This window comes from Colwellia sp. MEBiC06753, from assembly GCF_053470325.1.
In genome coordinates this window covers 150,227-169,593 of the sequence record NZ_JBQMTM010000005.1, presented here as the reverse complement: position 1 = coordinate 169,593, position 19,367 = coordinate 150,227, and the positions used below count along the sequence as shown (strand labels likewise).

Annotated in this window: 18 protein-coding genes; 5 read left to right on the top strand and 13 right to left on the bottom strand. The window is 40.4% G+C overall.

The window, feature by feature from the left end; all coding sequences use genetic code 11:
- Positions 1–315: 315 nt before the first annotated feature.
- Positions 316–798 (bottom strand): YajQ family cyclic di-GMP-binding protein, encoded by a 483-nt coding sequence (locus ACOB82_RS06290; protein ID WP_448212092.1) that lies wholly within the window; start codon positions 796–798, stop codon positions 316–318.
- 143 nt (positions 799–941) lie between these two features.
- Between ACOB82_RS06290 and ACOB82_RS06285 the strand changes: the two genes are divergently transcribed.
- Both ACOB82_RS06285 and ACOB82_RS06280 read left to right on the top strand, forming a co-directional pair.
- Positions 942–1,295, top strand: a complete 354-nt coding sequence (locus tag ACOB82_RS06285) for a VanZ family protein (RefSeq protein ID WP_448212091.1) — start codon at positions 942–944, stop codon at positions 1,293–1,295.
- A gap of 20 nt (positions 1,296–1,315) precedes the next feature.
- Positions 1,316–2,311 (top strand): ketopantoate reductase family protein, encoded by a 996-nt coding sequence (locus ACOB82_RS06280; RefSeq protein ID WP_448212090.1) that lies wholly within the window; start codon positions 1,316–1,318, stop codon positions 2,309–2,311.
- A 179-nt stretch (positions 2,312–2,490) separates the two neighbouring features.
- Here the strand turns inward: ACOB82_RS06280 and thiI are convergent, their stop codons facing one another.
- From thiI to pomA, 4 genes are read right to left on the bottom strand one after another with little or no spacing between them, the layout of a single operon-like run.
- Complete coding sequence (thiI, locus tag ACOB82_RS06275) at positions 2,491–3,945, bottom strand: tRNA uracil 4-sulfurtransferase ThiI (RefSeq protein ID WP_448212089.1); 1,455 nt, start codon at positions 3,943–3,945, stop codon at positions 2,491–2,493.
- 55 nt (positions 3,946–4,000) lie between these two features.
- Positions 4,001–4,300: a hypothetical protein gene (locus tag ACOB82_RS06270; protein ID WP_448212088.1), complete on the bottom strand. Its 300-nt coding sequence runs from the start codon at positions 4,298–4,300 to the stop codon at positions 4,001–4,003.
- Between the two features lie 47 nt (positions 4,301–4,347).
- Positions 4,348–5,307: a flagellar motor protein MotB gene (locus tag ACOB82_RS06265; RefSeq protein WP_448212087.1), complete on the bottom strand. Its 960-nt coding sequence runs from the start codon at positions 5,305–5,307 to the stop codon at positions 4,348–4,350.
- Positions 5,308–5,319: 12 nt separating this feature from the next.
- The gene (pomA, locus tag ACOB82_RS06260) at positions 5,320–6,084 is read right to left on the bottom strand and encodes a flagellar motor protein PomA (protein WP_448212086.1); all 765 of its coding nucleotides are present in this window, start codon (positions 6,082–6,084) and stop codon (positions 5,320–5,322) included.
- A gap of 219 nt (positions 6,085–6,303) precedes the next feature.
- On the opposite strand from pomA, the gene ACOB82_RS06255 reads away from it, so the two are divergent.
- Genes ACOB82_RS06255 through dxs form a run of 3 tightly spaced genes read left to right on the top strand, consistent with a single transcriptional unit; the run spans position 6,304 to position 9,314 of the window.
- Positions 6,304–6,543: an exodeoxyribonuclease VII small subunit gene (locus ACOB82_RS06255; protein ID WP_448212085.1), complete on the top strand. Its 240-nt coding sequence runs from the start codon at positions 6,304–6,306 to the stop codon at positions 6,541–6,543.
- A gap of 7 nt (positions 6,544–6,550) precedes the next feature.
- Positions 6,551–7,441 carry a (2E,6E)-farnesyl diphosphate synthase gene (gene ispA / locus ACOB82_RS06250; RefSeq protein ID WP_448212084.1) on the top strand — a complete coding sequence of 297 codons (891 nt, stop codon included), beginning with the start codon at positions 6,551–6,553 and terminating at the stop codon, positions 7,439–7,441.
- A 7-nt stretch (positions 7,442–7,448) separates the two neighbouring features.
- Positions 7,449–9,314 carry a 1-deoxy-D-xylulose-5-phosphate synthase gene (gene dxs, locus ACOB82_RS06245; RefSeq protein WP_448212083.1) on the top strand — a complete coding sequence of 622 codons (1,866 nt, stop codon included), beginning with the start codon at positions 7,449–7,451 and terminating at the stop codon, positions 9,312–9,314.
- A 147-nt stretch (positions 9,315–9,461) separates the two neighbouring features.
- Here dxs and ACOB82_RS06240 read toward each other — a convergent pair whose 3' ends face one another.
- The 8 genes from ACOB82_RS06240 to acs all read right to left on the bottom strand — a co-directional run bounded on the left by ACOB82_RS06240 (position 9,462) and on the right by acs (position 18,557).
- Entirely contained in the window at positions 9,462–10,010 is a 549-nt protein-coding gene (locus ACOB82_RS06240; RefSeq protein WP_448212082.1) for a hypothetical protein, read from the bottom strand.
- A gap of 63 nt (positions 10,011–10,073) precedes the next feature.
- Positions 10,074–10,349: a hypothetical protein gene (locus ACOB82_RS06235; protein ID WP_448212081.1), complete on the bottom strand. Its 276-nt coding sequence runs from the start codon at positions 10,347–10,349 to the stop codon at positions 10,074–10,076.
- Between the two features lie 396 nt (positions 10,350–10,745).
- Positions 10,746–12,770, bottom strand: a complete 2,025-nt coding sequence (locus ACOB82_RS06230) for a methyl-accepting chemotaxis protein (protein WP_448212080.1) — start codon at positions 12,768–12,770, stop codon at positions 10,746–10,748.
- Between the two features lie 253 nt (positions 12,771–13,023).
- The gene (ribBA, locus tag ACOB82_RS06225) at positions 13,024–14,133 is read right to left on the bottom strand and encodes a bifunctional 3,4-dihydroxy-2-butanone-4-phosphate synthase/GTP cyclohydrolase II (protein ID WP_448212079.1); all 1,110 of its coding nucleotides are present in this window, start codon (positions 14,131–14,133) and stop codon (positions 13,024–13,026) included.
- Positions 14,134–14,147: 14 nt separating this feature from the next.
- Positions 14,148–14,804 (bottom strand): riboflavin synthase, encoded by a 657-nt coding sequence (locus tag ACOB82_RS06220; RefSeq protein ID WP_448212078.1) that lies wholly within the window; start codon positions 14,802–14,804, stop codon positions 14,148–14,150.
- Positions 14,804–15,940 carry a bifunctional diaminohydroxyphosphoribosylaminopyrimidine deaminase/5-amino-6-(5-phosphoribosylamino)uracil reductase RibD gene (gene ribD / locus ACOB82_RS06215; RefSeq protein ID WP_448212077.1) on the bottom strand — a complete coding sequence of 379 codons (1,137 nt, stop codon included), beginning with the start codon at positions 15,938–15,940 and terminating at the stop codon, positions 14,804–14,806. Before ribD ends, ACOB82_RS06220 begins: the two co-directional genes overlap by 1 nt.
- 3 nt (positions 15,941–15,943) lie before the next feature.
- Positions 15,944–16,414 (bottom strand): transcriptional regulator NrdR, encoded by a 471-nt coding sequence (gene nrdR, locus ACOB82_RS06210; RefSeq protein WP_448212076.1) that lies wholly within the window; start codon positions 16,412–16,414, stop codon positions 15,944–15,946.
- A 199-nt stretch (positions 16,415–16,613) separates the two neighbouring features.
- Complete coding sequence (gene acs, locus ACOB82_RS06205; protein WP_448212075.1) at positions 16,614–18,557, bottom strand: acetate--CoA ligase; 1,944 nt, start codon at positions 18,555–18,557, stop codon at positions 16,614–16,616.
- Positions 18,558–19,367: the final 810 nt, after the last annotated feature.

The window sequence follows — 19,367 nt, the reverse complement described above, 5'->3', positions numbered from 1 at the left end:
TTACACTTGTTATAACATTGCAATAAAAAACGAGCCTTAAGCTCGCTTTTGTAGAGCGTTTTAAACTTTGCTGTGTGATTTTGCAGTAGTCAATTGAGTTAGTATACAAGGCTGAGCGTATGTAGTGTGGTTATTCCACTTAAATAAGCGAAAACGTAGTAGATAAACTCAATTGACTCTGTCTATCGATTCGTTTTAATGACTTTTACTCGTTGTTACACCGCATTTATTTGGCATAACCAAACTTCACTTAGTGTGCCTAGATTAAAAGCCACCAAATTCGAACATAATTTATACCACAAAGCTCAACACGTTCTAATCTCTAAAGTTATTAAACTGAAATGGCTGGTCTAGCTCAGCGTCTTTCACTAGCTTCATTACACCTTGTAAATCATCACGCTTTTTACCTGTAACGCGCACTTGCTCACCTTGAATAGCGGCCTGCACTTTCGCTTTGCTGTCTTTAATTAGCTTAACCACTTTTTTGGCAACATCTTTTTCAATGCCTTCTTGAAACGTTACACGTTGCGTACATACTTTTCCTGAAAACTCAGGATTAGAAATTTGCATTGAACGAGGATCGATTTGTCGTTTAACTAGCTGATTACGCAAAATATCAATCATCTGTTTTACTTGAAAGTCACCTTCTGCTTTTACAATCACTGCAGGAGACTTCCACTCGAAACTTGCTTCAACACCGCGAAAATCAAAACGCGTACTTAACTCTCTTGTTGAGTTTTCCGTGGCATTGCGCACTTCTTCTAAATTTATTTCGGAAACAATATCAAACGATGGCATAACATTCTCTTTTCAATAAATATTCATCAAATAATGCTGGCTATATTACCAATAAAAACGTGTTAAATCTAAGACGCTTGTTAGTTTTTTATTTTAAGCTTCATGTTAGTATTTAGTGGTAATTATTAAATTTAGGCAGCAATTTGAAAAACCTTCACCACATACTTTTTTTTCTGATTATTTTATTGGCAACTGTCACCTTTAGTTTTTCATCAGAGCTCAGAGAAACCATTTCAAGTAATACCCATATTGATAGCTTTGGTCATTTTATCGGTTTTTTCTTATTGAGCTGGATCTTAAGCAGTTTACTAAAGCTACCATCTTTTCCATTAGCCTGTGCTTTAATTGCCTATGCAGCCTTAAGTGAAGTAGGTCAACACTACCTTGGCTTTCGTAATGGCGAGCTTAGAGATTTTGTTGCCGATTTAGTCGGCATATTCACCTTTATGTTGTTAAAGTGGTTATGGCTAGTTTACGGAAAACCAGCTAGTAATTAATGATAAGCTGATAATTTATAATGAGTAGTGCAACTGAAAATTTAAAGGTAGTGATTGTTGGCTTAGGTGCTATTGGTAGTTTGTGGTATTACTACCTGCATCGCAGTAACCACATAAGTGTGAGTTACCTGCCACGAGATATTTTGTCAAAAAAATATGATTCAACTCAGCAAACACCTATCCAAAATTTTAGCCAATTTAATGGTTTTAGTGAGCAAATTCACATAAACCAGGCTAGTAAGCAAATGCTGCTTAATGCAGATCTCGTAATAGTTTGTGTAAAATCTCAATACTGTGCTGATAGAGTTAATCAATTGGCGCCGCTTCTGAATGATAAAACAGAAATTATCTTGTGTCACAATGGTATGGGGGTATATCAGGCCATTAATAAGCAGTTAAAAAGTCGACTGCAATTTTATACGTTATTAACCACCCATGGTTGTTTTAAACCAACGCCGTTTCATACCATTCATACGGGATTAGGCCAATGTGATTTAGGTAGAGTAAACCACTTACCAAATAAGGCAGAAAGTCGCTATTCACTTACATGCGCCCCCGCTTGGCTAGCGTCATTAAACCAAGCTTTGCCTCCCATCAATTGGCAACAGAATATTAAAGAAAAGCAGTGGCAAAAACTTGCGGTAAATTGCGTGATTAACCCTTTAACCGCTATTTACGACATTAAAAATGGTGAAATACAATCGCCAGCTTATTCTGAAGTAATTCATCAAATCGCTAGCGAGGTCGCTCAAGCAGCCCATACGGAAGGTGTAGAGATGGCAGCACAAGCCATTATTACTAATGCACTTAACGTTGCCAAAGCAACACAATTGAATACTTCGTCAATGTTAGCCGATGTTTTGGCTAAACGCCCAACAGAAATCTCATCCATTAATGGCTTTATTTGCCAACTTGCACAAAAAAATGGCTTTAACGCGCCAGCCAATGAACAGATGGTTACCTCAATTAACGCTATTGAGCGTAAGAGCCTAGAGAGTAGCATCGCTGAAAGTTAAGGCAGGTAAAAGTTAAGGCCCGCGCGAACTAGCTCTATACAATTCCAAAATTGGTAAGCATAAGCAAAGCCCTTTTATAAAAAACCAGTACCAAAAGAGCCAACAAAAAAGCCAGCAAATTGCTGGCTTTGATTTAAGCGTTATTGACCATAACTAGGTACGATAACTAGGAAAGTTAACTAAGGACGATAAACATGAACATTGTTAAAGCCATTGTCATGTAAATACAAGGCTTGTAACTTACTCATTACCCCTCTATCGCAATACAATAAATACTGCTTTGATTTATCTAAATCGCCAAACTGAGTGCCTAATTTAAAGAATGGAATATGGATCACTTCAACACCGTCTAACTCTAGCGGTTTTTCATCTTCCTCTTCAGGACTACGAATATCGACAATAACGGTGTTTGCATCAATGGCCGATAATTCTTGTACCGCGTGTACTTCTTGTTCTGTCTCTTGACCAATATCACGTATATCAAATACACGGGCATTTTCAACCACACGCTCTAATATCGAAAAGTCAAAATTTTGCTCTTCCGCTTCAATTTTTGAAAGCACTGCTTTTACCGTTGGCTTCTTCGAAATCACACCACAGTACTCAGGAATAGTTTTAGCAAAATCTTCGGTACCAATTTCACGCGCAATATCAATAATATCTTGCTTATCGTAAGCGGCTAACGGGCGTAAAATTAAAGTTTCGGTAACGCGATCAATTACATTCAAATTAGTCAGTGTCTGGCTAGAAACTTGCCCTAACGCCTCACCGGTCACTAGCGCTTGAATACCGAGTTTTTCTGCAACTTTGGCACCTGCACGCATCATCATACGCTTTAAGATCACGCCCATTTGACCATTTTCGATGTTTTCTAGGATTTCAGCGACAACTGGATCAAAATCAATCGCAATAAACTTAACGCGATGAGAGGCACCATACTTATTCCATAAATAATGGCTAACTTGTTTGACGCCCACTTCATGAGCTGTGCCACCTAAATTAAAGAAGCAATAATGCGTACGAGCACCTTTTTTAATCATTTGGTAGCTAGAAACACCAGAGTCAAAGCCACCAGACATTAACGACAGCACATCTTCTTGAGTGGCGATTGGGAAGCCACCTAAGCCTTTGTGCAGTTCTGTAACAATAAACAGCTTTTCTTTGTTAATTTCTAAACGGATGGTGACATCTGGTTTTTTCAGTTTCACTTTAGCAGAGTCAACGGCTTGATTTAGACCGCCACCAACATATTGCTCTACTTGCAGGGAACTAAAGTCGTGTTCGCCCACACGCTTTACCCGCACACAAAACGTTTTATCAACAATAGTGTCGGCATGAACCGCTAGTGTTTTTTCATAAATATTGTGCAGATCAGTAAAATCGGTTTGCTGAACTTCAATAAATGTCGCTATACCTGGAATACATTTTAGGGTGTCGATTAACGCCAGACGGTTTTGTTCGGTATTATTTTTCGTGTTAACCTCAATGCTGTCCCAGTTAACCTGCGTTGTAACCATTTCATCAACACGTCGAAGTACATTCTTAATATTCGACTCTAATATTTTGGTAAAACGCTTTCTTACAGGGCGACTTTTGATCGCAATTTCAGCCTGTAACTTGACGATAAATTTCATTAAAACTGCCTAACTAGCGGTGATGGGTAAATAAATGGCGCGCATTATACCTGAATTAAAGCTGTTCATAAAATATAAAATCCCAATAAAAAAGAGCGACTAAACGCCGCTCTTTTTTAATGGAATAAACCCTAGGGTCTGTTGAACGTTGTTTGTTTTTTCTGCAACAGGCTATTTTGATAATAGCAAAGCAGCATGAGTGAAGTTTGGTTATTCCAAATGAGCGAATGCTAATGCCGCTAGTATTAAAAATAGTCATTGCCCGAAGGGCTGAGGCAAAAATGACGTTACTCTTCGTTAAAAGCTCATCGTTGAGCTCACTAAACTTCAGAGTTTTTGCCTTGATTACCGTCATTTTATCACTCAGCATAAATTTCAAACAAAGATCAACAGACCCTACATTTAATTGCCAGAAGGTTCACTTAACGAAATTGGATCTGTGACCTTAGATTTACCCTGGTTAATCGAAATTTCAACACGTCGATTACGGCGTCGATTAAGTGCATTAGTATTGGGCACCAATGGTCTAGTATCGGCATGCCCGACAACTAACAACCTTGTTGGGTCAAAATTAGGCACTTTTACTAACTCATGGGCAATGGCTACTGCACGTTGACTCGATAAATCCCAGTTTGAACGAAACAGCTCAGAATGTATCGCTTGGTTATCAGTATTTCCTGACACCATAATTTCACCAGGAACCGTGTTAAGTAATTCGCCTATTTCACGAATTATTGGTTTAAATTTAGGTTGTAAAAATGCCGAACCTGATGGGAACGAGCCATTTTCACGAATTCTGATGGTAATTTGCTGACCCAACGCTTCAAGTTCAATGGCACCATCTTGAATTTGTTGCTCCATTTGCTCAGCAATTTTCTTCACTAGTTCATTAACTTGCTCTTGCTGAGCTTGCTCTAGTTGCTCTTGTGCCTGCTCTATTTGCTGCTGCGACATTTGGGTGTCAGTACTTTGTGACTGACCACCGCGCTCGGTACCTCGCTGCTCTTGGCGACCACCAGCCGAGGTTTCATCACCCGCTTGGAATTCCAGCATTTGCTGAGTCATTTCCATGGTTTGCTGCTGAATGACTTCAATCGGCGTTGGCTCAGGTTTACCAGGTCGAAACTCTTGAGCAATAATGCTGGTACCTTTTGGTATATCTTTAACTTCAATTTTATTTTGTACACCAAAAGCAAATTTCATCGAGCCAGCTATTTGTTTGAATTTAAGCACATCCATTTCTGAAAACGATAACAGCAATACAAAGAAACACATTAATAGCGACATCAGATCAGCAAATGTCCCCATCCATGACGGTAAACCTGGTGGTGGACATTTACACTCTGGAGGAGGATTCGCCATTGCTAACTCCTTTTACTCTTCAGTGGTATTAACAGTGCGCTTACCTTCGGCAAGGTAATTCTTCAATAAACCTTCAATCACTCGTGGATTTTGGCCGTCTTGAATACCCAGTACCGCATCGAGAATAAGTTCTTGATTAAGTTTTTCTTCTGCTAAACGTAACTTCAATTTATTGGCAATTGGAATGGCTATTACGTTGGCTAGAAAAGCACCATATAGCGTAGTTAATAGCGCAACCGCCATTGCAGGGCCAATCGCCTTAGGATCGTCCATATTTGATAACATCGCCACTAAACCGATTAAGGTACCGATCATGCCCATCGCTGGAGCGACTTCAGCAAGCGCGCCAAGCATACCAATTCCGGTTTCATGACGCTCAGTCGTTAACGCAATATCTTTTTGCAAAGTGCCACGCACCACATCGGCATCGTGACCGTCAACCAGCATATCAACCCCCTTTTGCATAAAGGCATTTGATATTTCTGCTTCTTCCAGTGCTAAAAAACCACCTTTACGCGCAGCGTCTGCCATTTCAACTGACTTTTCAATTAACTCTTCAGGCTTTTCTATTTTGAACATAAAAGCCTTGCCGATGATTTTTCCAATAGAGAAAAATTGGCCAAGGTTATAGTTTGACAGGACCACGAAAATTGAACCACAAAATACAATCAAAATAGACTGAGTATCGACAAACATTGAGATATCGCCACCTAGCACCATTGCCATTACGACGAAGCCTACAGCTCCCAATATCCCAAGTAGCGTAGCTAAATCCACAAACTGCCTCCTAAATTAGTGTCTTTAACGACTAAAACATCTTTGATAATACATTATCAATTTATTATTCGCGAATAGTAATAAAGATATTATCGCCCGTCACGTCAATAACTTAACTAAATTTCCGCATTTTCTGTTGATTGAGATTAATTGACCTTAGCTGGCTGCTCATGTACCTTTGCGCCTAATTAGCAAAACACCTAAAGATTGTTTATTCCCATGGCCAAAAAGAAAGTTGAAAATTTAAGTTTTGAAGAGGCTATTGCCGAACTAGATACCATCGTCCAACAACTTGAACAAGGTGAACTAAGTTTAGAAAGTTCGATGGAAATTTTTGAGCGTGGGCTTAAGTTAAGCCAGTTAAGCCAGCAAAAGCTGCAAAGTGCTGAGCAAAAAATTAAAATGTTAGTTCAACAAAATGGCCAACAGACCTTAGCTGACTTTGATCTAGAAGAGTAAGACTGCTGTGAGTTCATTAGCAAATTTAGCCGAATTACAAACCCGTGTTAATCAATTATTAAGTGCAAAACTCGATAGTCTAGAAGTTAACGATCAAAAGCTACTTGATGCCATGCGTTATGGCTTATTAATTGGTGGCAAACGTATGCGTCCATATCTCGCTTACCTTACGGGTGAAACCCTTGGTGCTAACATTGCCGACATAGACCCAATTGCCTGTGCACTTGAATGTATTCACGCGTATTCACTATTACACGATGATTTGCCTGCAATGGACGACGACGACTTACGTCGCGGCCAGCCAACTTGTCACAAAGCATTTGATGAAGCGACCGCAATCTTAGCTGGCGATAGCTTACAAACCTTAGCTTTTGATTTTCTGGCAAACAGCCCGCTCAGTGCAGCTATTGATGTTAAGCGCATACAACTGATCCAACAATTAGTCACTGCGTCGGGCTACGCTGGCATGTGTGGTGGACAGGCGCTAGATCTAAGCGCAACCGGAAAAACAGTAGATATTAACCAACTTGAACAATTACACCGACTAAAAACTGGCGCCTTGTTACAAGCATCTGTATTAATGGCGGCTGAATGCGCGGTTAATGTCACTGTCGAAGAAAAACGAGCGCTGGCAGATTATGCCAAATTAATTGGCCTTGCGTATCAAGTACAGGACGACATTATCGACATAACGTCTTCAGAAGAAGAATTAGGTAAACCTAAAGGTTCCGATCTTCAAGCCAACAAAAGTACCTACCCTGCTTTGCTTGGCTTAGATGGTGCAAAACAAAAAGCCGAAGACTTATATCAAGAATCACTTCAAGCTTTAGCCCGTTTGCCCTACAATACGCAGAATTTAGCTGATTTTGCGACTTTTATAGTCCACCGTACGCACTAATAATATTATGACGATAAACCTTGCTGACTACCCGTTACTATCAAAAATTGATACGCCTGATGACTTACGCCTACTTAAAAAAGAGCAATTACCTCAAGTCAGTGATGAATTAAGAGCTTACTTACTCAATTCGGTTAGTAAAAGTAGTGGTCACTTCGCTTCAGGTCTTGGCACTATTGAATTAACGGTTGCTTTGCATTACGTATATAACACCCCTGTTGATCATTTAATTTGGGATGTTGGTCACCAAGCTTATCCACATAAAATACTAACCGGCCGTCGCGATCAACTGCACACCATTAGACAAAAAGACGGGTTACACCCGTTCCCATGGCGTGAAGAAAGTGAATACGACGTGTTAAGCGTTGGCCATTCAAGTACTTCTATTTCTGCTGCGCTAGGGTTAGCCGTTGCCGCTGAAAAAAATGGCACAGGTGAAAAAGTTGTCGCCGTAATTGGCGATGGTGCCATGACTGCTGGCATGGCATTTGAAGCTTTAAACCACGCTGGCGATATTCATAAAGATATGCTCGTTATCTTAAATGATAACGAAATGTCGATATCGGAAAATGTTGGCGCACTAAATAATCACTTAGCAAAACTACTATCAGGTAGTTTCTACACTGGGTTTAGAGAAGGTAGTAAACGCTTACTTAATAATTTACCACCAATCAAAGAACTGGCTAGCCGCGCCGAAGAGCACCTTAAAGGCATGGTAGTACCGAGCACATTTTTTGAAGAGCTCGGCTTTAACTATATTGGACCAATTGACGGTCATGACGTTAACGGCTTGGTGGACACTATTCGCAATATGCGCAACCTTAAAGGCCCACAAATACTGCATATTGCCACCAAAAAAGGCAAAGGTTATGAAGCTGCCGAGCAAGATCCAATTAAATATCATGCCGTGCCAAAATTTAACCCAGCAGACACGTCACTGCCGAAAAGTCAGCCAAGCGCACCTAGCTATTCGCAAATTTTTGGCGACTGGCTATGCAAAATGGCAGAAAAAGACAGCAAACTGATGGCGATAACGCCTGCAATGCGCGAAGGCTCGGGCATGGTAGAGTTTAGCCAACGCTTTCCTGAGCAATACTTTGATGTTGCTATTGCTGAGCAACACGCTGTTACATATGCCGCAGGCTTAGCGATTGGCGGACAAAATGCCGTAGTCGCAATTTATTCAAGTTTCTTACAGCGCGGCTATGATCAACTGATCCACGATGTTGCTATTCAAAACTTACCGGTTTTATTTGCCATCGATCGCGCAGGCATTGTTGGTGCTGATGGACCTACTCACCAAGGCGCGTTTGATTTAAGCTTTATGCGCTGCATTCCAAACATGGTAATTATGACACCATCTGATGAGCGTGAGTGCCAGCTTATGTTAACCACAGGTCACTTGCATCAAGGGCCTGCAGCTGTGCGCTACCCAAGAGGCAATGGCATAGGTGTAGCGTTACCTGAATTGCACGAAACCATAGAAATAGGCAAAGGATTAGTGAAACGCCAAGGTGAAAAAATAGCGATATTAAATTTTGGCACTATGTTGGGTGAGTCAGAAAAAGCTGCAGCAGCGTTAAACGCCAGCCTGGTCGATATGCGTTTTGTTAAACCGCTGGATGAAACCTTAATTCAAGAGATGGCTGAAAGTCACGAATTGATTGTAACGATTGAAGACAACGCCATTGCAGGCGGTGCCGGTTCTGCTGTAAATGAGTTTATTCTTAGTCAAGGGCTAGCAGTAAAAGTACTCAATATTGGTTTACCTGACAGCTTTATTAAACACGGTACTCAACAAGAAATTCATCACGAACTAGGGTTAGATTACGAAGGTATTATTGGCAAAATTAATCAATTTATTGCCTTATAGTTTTTCTTTTTCCTACTAAAACTTGTCATCAGCCACTAAAAATCCTATTTGCCAATAGGGCTTTTAGTGGCTGGTTAATTATTAACGCTAAACCTTTTATTGAACGACTCTCCCCTTTGTTTTTTTGTGTGCTTTACTCCGGCATATTTATTCAGGAATGTAAGAGCGCTGTAATATTTCCTGTAACCGTCCATCTTGTCGAAACCGATTAAGGAGCTCATTAAATTTTTCAATAAATTGAGCATGTTGTTTATAGCAAACAATTGAGTCGCCTACTTTAAGCGGTGTGAACTCTTTAGAAAACGGGTACGGTTGCTCAACACTCAGTTCATCGTAAGCAAATAAAATATCGGGGTAAAAACCGAAAATATGATCAACCCTTTTTGATTGCAGCAACTTAATATTTTCTACTTCACTGCTAACTTCAAGTACCGAGCCAGCTTTATCAAGAATAGCAAGTAGCGGTTCACTAAGTGGAATGCCGCGAACATAACTGACTTTATCGGTATTATCGATATCATCGACAGAATGAGCGACTTGCTCATCAGTTAATGCGACAACTTTAACTAATGCCTGATTAAAATCATTGCTGTCAACAAGGTCTTGTTCGGTAATTGATAACGCAGAAAACTGATTTAATTCACTTGCATTAAATGACTCCATGCCAGGTGAATAACAGGCTACCTTTTTATGCATAAACTTCAATTTAGCGCGCTTCATCGGTAACGTGACAATGCGGTAATCGTTATCGAGCCCTGCCTAAACCAGTACTTGCTCAATTAATTGGTAATAAACACCTTTAGTTTTTCCATCACCTTTGAGAAATAATCCGCTAAGTTCTGCTGCGGCTATAGTGAACTTCTGCGGAGCTTGAGCTTTGGCTTGAGCTTGAGCTTGAGCTTGAGCTTGAGTAGCGCACATTAAAACTAACGCCAATAACACAATAAACGCTAATACATGCCAAAGTGCCGACAACACCGAGCTAACATAAGTTGTGGCAGTTTGACGAAATGATACAGAACCGTTAGCGAGCATAAAAATAAACAAGATATTGAAATTATTGAACTACTGTACAAATACTAACTGATATTTTGGTTCTAGCAATAATTACATGTAAAAACAAACCATGCACACAAATTGACAACAAGGTATGAACAAACATTTAACATGAGCGTTAAATAACAATTAGGTTGTCGTTATTTTAAAATACAACCGACAATGCGAAGGTTATTAATTAACTAGCGAGATATTGCTGGATACATTTGCTAGATACATTGCTAGGTATATAACTAGATAGGCAGTAAGTTCGAAAAATCACCTCAAATATACTTAAAGTTACCTTGGCTAGGCATAAGTAGCTGTATTGCCCATATAGTTAACAGCCGAAATATGCCAAGCTAAGGATAATCAAATTTTAATGTAGCGTATCAACTAAGCCACTTTAAATGCATCAATTGCTCGCTCTAACTGCTTAGCCAATTGCGCAACTTCATTACTATAATTTAACGTAACACTGGATTTTTCGCTGCTGTGCTGACTCATTTCAGACACCAGCGCAATACTTTGGTTTATGTCACCACTAAGCTGATTTTGCTGATTCGCCGCAGAGGATATATCTCCGCTCATTAAGTGCATTTTTTCAATTGCTTGGCTGATGGTTTCCAGCGTTTCTAATAACAACTCAGTATCAGTTTGACATCGTCTAGCGCCACTCTTCCCTTGCTCTATTTCAGTAACAACCGCACCGGTTTGAGACTGTAATGACTGGATCATGGTATTTATTTCTGCCGTTGATTCTTGAGTGCGGCTTGCTAGCATTCTCACTTCATCTGCAACCACAGAAAAACCTCGGCCAGCCTCCCCTGCTCGCGCAGCTTCTATTGCCGCATTAAGCGCTAATAAATTGGTTTGATCAGCAATACTTTGAATGGTTTCCAATATGCTGCTGATATTAGTGGCTTCTTGATTAAGTGTTGTAATACGATCTGCTGTTTCATCTAACAAATGACTTAAATCACTAATTTGACTGGCAGTGCTGTTGGCACGCTGCTCCAACTCGCTACTACGTGCTAATGCCTCAGTCATTTGTTGCTCGGCATCAGTTGATTTAGCCAAGACATCATCAGCATTTTGATTCAGCGCCTGAGTAATGTCGGTAACATTTGCAACGGTTTGTTGCTGAGAATCTAACGAGATTGCGACCGATTGCAGTTCTTCTTCTGAGCGTGACGCCGCGTGATTAAGCGCCGTTGAATTCTGACCAATTTCATTAATTAAGGTTTTTAGGCTAGCGACCACCGCATTGATATTACTGGATAGTTGTCCATATTCATCATTACTGTTATCAACCAAGGTTTTGGTTAAATCCCCTTTAGCAATAGAATCAAGCACTTGGTTTATGCGCGCCAGCGGCCTTAACATAGTTCTAATGGTAATAAACGCGATAAACACGCTGACAATAATTATCACAACTAAAATCACTGACGTGAGTATTTTACCGTTATCGACATTATTAAATACGTCTCGTTGAAGCTCGGTAAGGTTTTTATCAACCTGTTTAGCTAAACTATCAATACTGGCAATAACTTGATTAATTTGCGTTTCTGACTGGTTAAGGGCATTAAGCAATTGCTGTTTATTTTCCAACTGAGTCACTTTTACCGAAAAGACGCTGCCGTCACCATTTATAAGCTGTTTCGCTTGGTTATATTCACTAACAAATTGCTCTATGACGCCATCAGTATCATAATCTTCACCCAAGCGTACAAGGTAGTTTAATAGGTTTTCGACATTTGATGTTCCTTGTTCAATCAATAATTGATTGTCACCAACTTCGGCCAAGTCAGCAATAACCAGAACGCCCTTTATCGCTTCGGTTAAACTAAGTAAGTAGCCTTCTGTTTGCGCAGCAGTACCGGCAATCAGATCAACTTTTTGTTGATTATCAGGATCTTCGATATAACTTAAATCAATCAGCAATGCGCCAGCTTCATCTAAATGATTATTAAGCGCTGTATTAACCTCTTTGAGCTTAATATTGTTTTCAAGCAATTTACGTTTAAACACATACATTTGTTCAACTGTTGCCTTAAACGCGCTATGTTCTTGTTCAAACTGTTTTAATTGTTTGCTAGTAGCAGCATCAAGTTCAAGTTGCATCAAACCTTGCTTATATTGAGTAATGAGCTCCCCTTGCTCAGCAAAAGCTTGTTGTTGTGCTGCTAGCTGCTCTTCACTTGTGGCACCATCAATTTGTGAAGCCTGTTTAGCTTGCTTTAACAACGCAATATGAATAGCATTGCTTTGTTTCTGGATTGGAACTGCTACTTCATCAACCTGTGCTGTGGCTCGCTCTATATCAACTAAAATACCAATAGAGCTTACGCTAGCAAAAATTAGCAATAACAGAATGACAGCAAAACCAAGCACAATTTTATGTGCAATTTTTACATTCATGTGAACACCTACTTCTTTTTTTATCTGGCTTATTTTTATTATGGACGTGAACTAAAGGTTGCACGTTTATATTTTTTACTTATCAGACCAGCTTATTAAATCAGTGTTTCGCCTCAATTCAAACATAAATTTAACAATCAATTAAACTTTGTCTCGTTCAGTAACATTTCAATTGTTGTTAAAAATACAAGGCGAAAAAAAACCACCTAACGGTGGTTTTTTTCGATTGGTTTAGTGAACGCTGCGCTATGCGTTATTCAGCAATATATTCAACAACTTCCAAACCAAAACCAGATAATGAATGGTACTTAGTTTGCGAGCTTAATAAGCGCATTTTTCCCACACCTAAATTCGCTAAAATTTGTGAACCAACGCCAACGTTTCTAGAGCCAATATGACGTTTAACTTCTTTAACCGTTTCACCTGCATCTAGCTTGGCATATTTCTCTACTTGCCCAATCAAGCTATCAGGTGATTCATGCTTGCCAAGCAACACCAGCACACCGCCTTCATCTGCAATGCGCTCTAGCGCTTTACCAATTGGCCATTTGTTAATGCTATCACGTTGGCTAAACAACAAGTCTCTAAAGGTATTTTCTAAGTGAACGCGCACTAAGGTTGGTGTTTCTGGTGAGATATCACCTTTGGTTAAGGCAAAATGCGCTTGGCCGTCAATGGTGTCTTTAAATACGGTTAAGTCAAATTCGCCAAATGCCGTTGGTAATTTACACTGTGAAATGCGCTCAATAGTAGTTTCATTGGCGTTACGGTATTCAATTAAATCGGCAATGGTGCCCATTTTCACGCCATGCTTTTCAGCAATAACTTCTAAATCAGGGCGACGGGCCATAGTGCCGTCTTCATTTAAAATTTCAACAATAACCGCCGCAGGCTCTAAACCTGCTAAACGCGCTAAATCAACGCCAGCTTCCGTATGTCCTGCGCGATTTAATACGCCCCCGTCTTTAGCGATTAATGGAAAAATATGACCAGGCTGGACAATTGAATTAGCATCAGCGGTTTTACTGACAGCCGCTAAAATGGTTGTTGCGCGATCCGCAGCAGAAATACCGGTAGTCACGCCCTCTGCAGCTTCAATAGACACAGTAAAGTTAGTGGTAAATTGCGCATCATTTTTGTCCACCATTAATGGCAACTTTAATAATTCACAACGCTGGCGAGACATAGGTAAACAAATTAATCCACGACCATGCGTTGCCATAAAGTTAATCGCCTCTGGCGTGACTAACTCGGCCGCCATAATGAAGTCGCCTTCATTTTCACGATCTTCATCATCCATCAAGATAACCATCTTACCTTGCTTGATGTCTTCAATTATTTCCTGTGGCGTATTTAATTGCATAACTGCCTCTTTGATTATTTGATAAAGCCGCTGCGCGCCAGCAACGATTGGGTAACTCCTGAATTTGAGTCACTTACTTGATTTTTATTTAAAAGTCGCTCGATGTAACGCGCCATTACATCTACTTCAATATTTACTTTAGTACCAACAACATAGCTGCTGATAATGGTTTGCTCAGTCGTATGAGGCACTATGGTTAAACGAAAACTGGTTTCGTTTAAACTGTTCACCGTTAAGCTCACGCCGTCTATGGTGATTGAGCCTTTCTCGGCGATATATGGCGCGATATCTTTAGCCATCGACAGCCAGTAATCAGTACTATTTCCCGAAGGCACAATGGAAGTTATCTCAGCAACAGCGTCAACATGGCCGGAAACAATATGACCACCAAAACGAGTGGTAGGCAGCATGGCTTTTTCTAAATTAACCCTCTGACCTATTTTATAATTAGCAAAGCCGGTGCGTTTTAAGGTTTCAAGCGAAACATCGGCACTAAAACTCGTGCTGTCAAAACTGATAACCGTTAAACAAATTCCATTGGTGGCAATTGAGTCGCCTAGTTTAACATCTGACATATCCAACTGGCCGACAGCTACCTGAATTCTGGCACCATCGCTACTAAGTTGAATATTTTTAATTACGCCGATGGCTTCGATAATTCCGGTAAACATTATTTAATCTCGTTAAAAGTGGCGACAATTTTTAAATCACTGCCAACCATAGTCACATCTGTGATATTTAATGATTTAGCATCAACTAATTGATGCACTGAAGGTAAACACACTAAGCCTTGGTTACCACTGCCCATTAATTTGGGGGCTTGGAACAAAATCAACTCGTCAACTAAGTTGGCATCAATAAATGCGCCGGCAAGGTTTACCCCTGATTCAATAAACAAATCGTTTAAGCCAAGGCTGCCCAAATATGAAATCACCTGAGCAAGTGCTATTTTACCATCATGCTTCTCAATGGCGACTCGAGAGACAAAATGCGGCCATTGGTGCTCAGTTTCAATAGTATCGCTAATAATTATAACCGGACTTTCATGGCTAAATAACGCCAAATCTGGTGTTAAGCGGTTTTGACCATCAATAATTACTCGCACAGGTTGTCTTACCTGCTGTTGAGGGTAGCGCTGGGCTAACTCGCCCAATTCCTGTTGGCGCACGGTTAATTTAGCATTATCAATAATAACCGTATTCGCCCCTGAAATTACTGCACAGCTTTGCGCCCGCAAACGTTGCACCTCCTGGCGCGCTAATGGTGAAGTGATCCATTTACTTTCGCCACTTGCCATCGCTGTTTGCCCATCTAAGCTTGATGCTAGCTTACAACGAACATACGGGCGCTTGCGCTCCATTAATGAAATAAAACCAAGATTAAGCGCTCTGGCATCATCAGCCAATAAGCCATATGCGGTGATAATACCCGCCTCGTTTAGCATGGCTAAGCCGCTACCTGCTACTTGCGGGTTCGGATCAACCATAGCGGCAATCACTTTAGCCACTTTCGCATCAATTAAGCCTTTTGCGCATGGTGGTGTACGGCCATAGTGACTGCATGGCTCAAGTGTGACGTATGCAGTGGCACCTTCGGCTTTATTACCCGCTTGTTTGAGGGCGTGTACTTCAGCATGCGGCTCACCTGCTTTTTGATGAAAGCCTTCACCAACAACCTCGCCATCTTTAACAATAACGCAGCCAACTCTGGGGTTTGGTGAAGTCGTGTAATGACCAAATTTGGCTAAAGCAATAGCTTTGGTCATAAATTGATGATCAGCCAATGAAAATTTAGCGTTAGCTATCATCGGCTATTTCTCTTCCGCTGTTTTTTCATCACCAAGACGAGCAATTTCTTCACCAAACTCTTTAATATCTTCAAATGAACGATAAACTGATGCAAAGCGAACATAGGCAACTTTATCAAGCTCTTTAAGCTGCTCCATAATAATATTGCCCATAAATTCACTCGACACTTCACGCTCACCGGTCGCTCGAAGTTGAGATTTGATTTTATTAATTGCCAATTCAATCTCTTCAACACTAACTGGGCGCTTTTCTAATGCCCGCTGCAAACCGCTGCGCATTTTATCTTCATTAAATGGTTCGCGTGAGCCGTCGCGCTTGATAATGCGTGGCATCACGAGTTCTGCAGTTTCAAAGGTGGTGAATCGCTCATGACAGTCCGTACATTCACGACGACGTCTAATTTGGTGACCATCAGCCACTAAACGCGAGTCAATGACTTTGGTGTCGGTTGCACTGCAAAAAGGACAATACATTAAACTGCTCGAATTGAAGAAAATTTGCCGAGCATTTTAATCTAAAACAACTATTTATGCTAAAGCCAATTACTATCAACTTAAGACTATTGATAAAAAGTCGTAAAAATTTACCTACAGCACAAATTTTTGATGTGTTTTAAACGAAAAAAGACGCCGAAGCGCCTTTTTGTTTTGCTTTGTTTTAAGTCAAAGCCAATTAGCCATGAACAATACGATTATCAATTAGGTTTTGCACCACAGCAGGATCTGCCAGTGTTGAAGTATCACCAAGGTTTTCCAACTCGTTTTCAGCAATTTTACGCAGTATTCGACGCATAATTTTTCCAGAGCGGGTTTTAGGTAACCCAGGGGCGTATTGAATATAATCAGGCTTAGCAAAGCGCCCTAACTCTTTAGCAACAAATTCTTGTAATTCGCCAATAAGCTCATCAGAGACATGGGCTTTTGACATTAAGGTCACATAACAATAGATACCTTGCCCTTTAATTTCATGAGGGTAACCAACCACAGCCGCTTCAGCAACCGCTGGATGAAGCACTAACGCACTTTCAATTTCTGCTGTACCTAAACGGTGACCAGAAACATTAAGCACATCATCAACACGACCGGTAATTTGATAAAAACCATCAGCATCACGTTTGGCACCATCACCGGTAAAGTAATTGCCCGGATACTGGCTAAAATAGGTATCATAAAAACGTTGATGGTCACCATATACCGTACGCATTTGCCCTGGCCAAGACCCCGTCATGACCAATAAGCCTGAACATTCGCCTTGTAATTCATTGCCGTCTTTATCGAAAATTGCTGGTTGCACACCAAAAAATGGTTTGCCAGCTACCCCAGGTTTCATATCGACTGCACCAGGCAGTGACGTTAATAAAATGCCGCCGGTTTCCGTTTGCCACCAGGTATCAACAATTGAGCAGCGGCTATCGCCAACTACTTCATAATACCAATGCCACGCTTCAGGATTAATCGGCTCTCCTACCGAGCCTAACAAACGAATACTCGAACGATCATGCTTATTAACTAGCTCGTCACCTAAACTCATTAATGCGCGAATTGCCGTTGGCGCTGTATAAAACACATTCACTTGGTGCTTGTCACAGACCTGCCAGCAACGCCCTGCATCAGGATAAGTTGGCACGCCTTCAAATACTAATGTCGTCGCACCATTAGCTAATGGGCCATAGAAGATATAAGAATGACCGGTTATCCAGCCAGCATCAGCGGTACACCAGTACACTTCGCCTTCTTGATAATCGAACACGTATTTGTGGGTCATGGCGGCATATAAAAGATAGCCACCACAGGTATGTAACACACCTTTAGGTTTACCTGTTGAGCCTGAGGTATAAAGTATAAATAATGGATCTTCAGCATCCATCACTTCTGGTTCGTAGCTCGCTGGATACTGGGCAATGACTTGATTGTAATTCACGTCAATCGCTTCATTCCAGCCAACACTTTCGCCGGTACGCTCAACCATAATCACCGAATGAACGTTCGGACAATCCGCAACGGCTGCATCAACATTCGCTTTTAATGGAATTTTTTTGCCGCCTCGTACACCTTCATCGGCAGTGATAATGACTTGGCAGTCCGCATCAAGCACTCGCGCTTTAATTGACTCGGTAGAAAAACCACCAAAGACCACAGAATGAACGGCACCAATACGGGCACACGCAAGCATGGCATAACCAACTTCTGGGATCATTGGCATATAAATACAAACGCGATCACCTTTTTTCACGCCACGAGCTTTAAGTAAATGAGCAAAACGACTGACATGATCATGTAATTCTTGATAGGTAACATTTAAATCGTCAGTTGGTTCATCACCTTCAAAAATAATCGCGGTTTGATTCGCGCGTGTCGCTAAATGACGATCAATACAGTTATAGCTAACATTAAGCTTAGCGCCTTTAAACCAGCTAATTTCCGCCTTGTTAAAGTCGACTTCCGACACCGAATTCCACGGCTGATACCAGTCGATGAATTTTTCCGCCTGTTCAGACCAAAATTGCTCTGGCTGTTCAACGGATTGTTGATACAACTGCTGATAGTTTTCAGCATCAATATGTGTCACTGACTTTGCTTGTGCCGACACCGGATAACGACTTTGTAATTCCTTCATATCCCCACTCTTTCTTTTTAATTAGTTTTTAATTGGTTCTTTTAATTAGGGCGTGTTGATCTTTGCTGTTTAATTTTTATTCGAGACAAAAGCGTTTTAATCGCGGCGTGAGGTGTGACGCCTAGTCATCTACGCAAACCACCTCACAACCTTTCCCTTTAATAAAAAGAGTAAAACGCTTTTAACCGAACCTCTCAGGCAGCGTTTGTTGTCATTTCTACTGTGTTAGCACTTTATCACGGGGAATAATCACACATCAAAAGTGCTGGTTATGTATAAATTTCCAACAAACTGCTGCAAAAACAAACTTAAAAGATCAATACGCCCTAATATTATTTTTAACTGATTCATCAGTTTTTATTGCTAGCTTAATTGCGCTTTTGATTACAACTTTTATTACGGCAGAAAAATAAACAAGATATAGCCCATAGCATTAGGCAAGCAATTTAAAATAACCAGTAGTTCATTATGATACTGATTAGTGTAAACAAATTTTCAATCACTCACTACACACCAAAATGACAGCGCTGTCAACCAATCAAAGAAATGCTAAAAAAAATGATTTTGAGCTAGCTTTTGACGATATAGCGCAATTTACTGATATATAAAGCTCGGCGATTAATTAAGAACTCGTTAATTTAATTAATGATTTTTTGTAAAAATTTAACTTTATGTTCTACCTTTTGTATTAACAGTCACTAGAGTAAAGCATATGAACTTTCTGTATCGTTTATCTATTTCTCAAAAGATTTATCTAATTCCAATCATTGGCACAATAAGTTTCATCATCTACCTTATCCTTTCTATGGT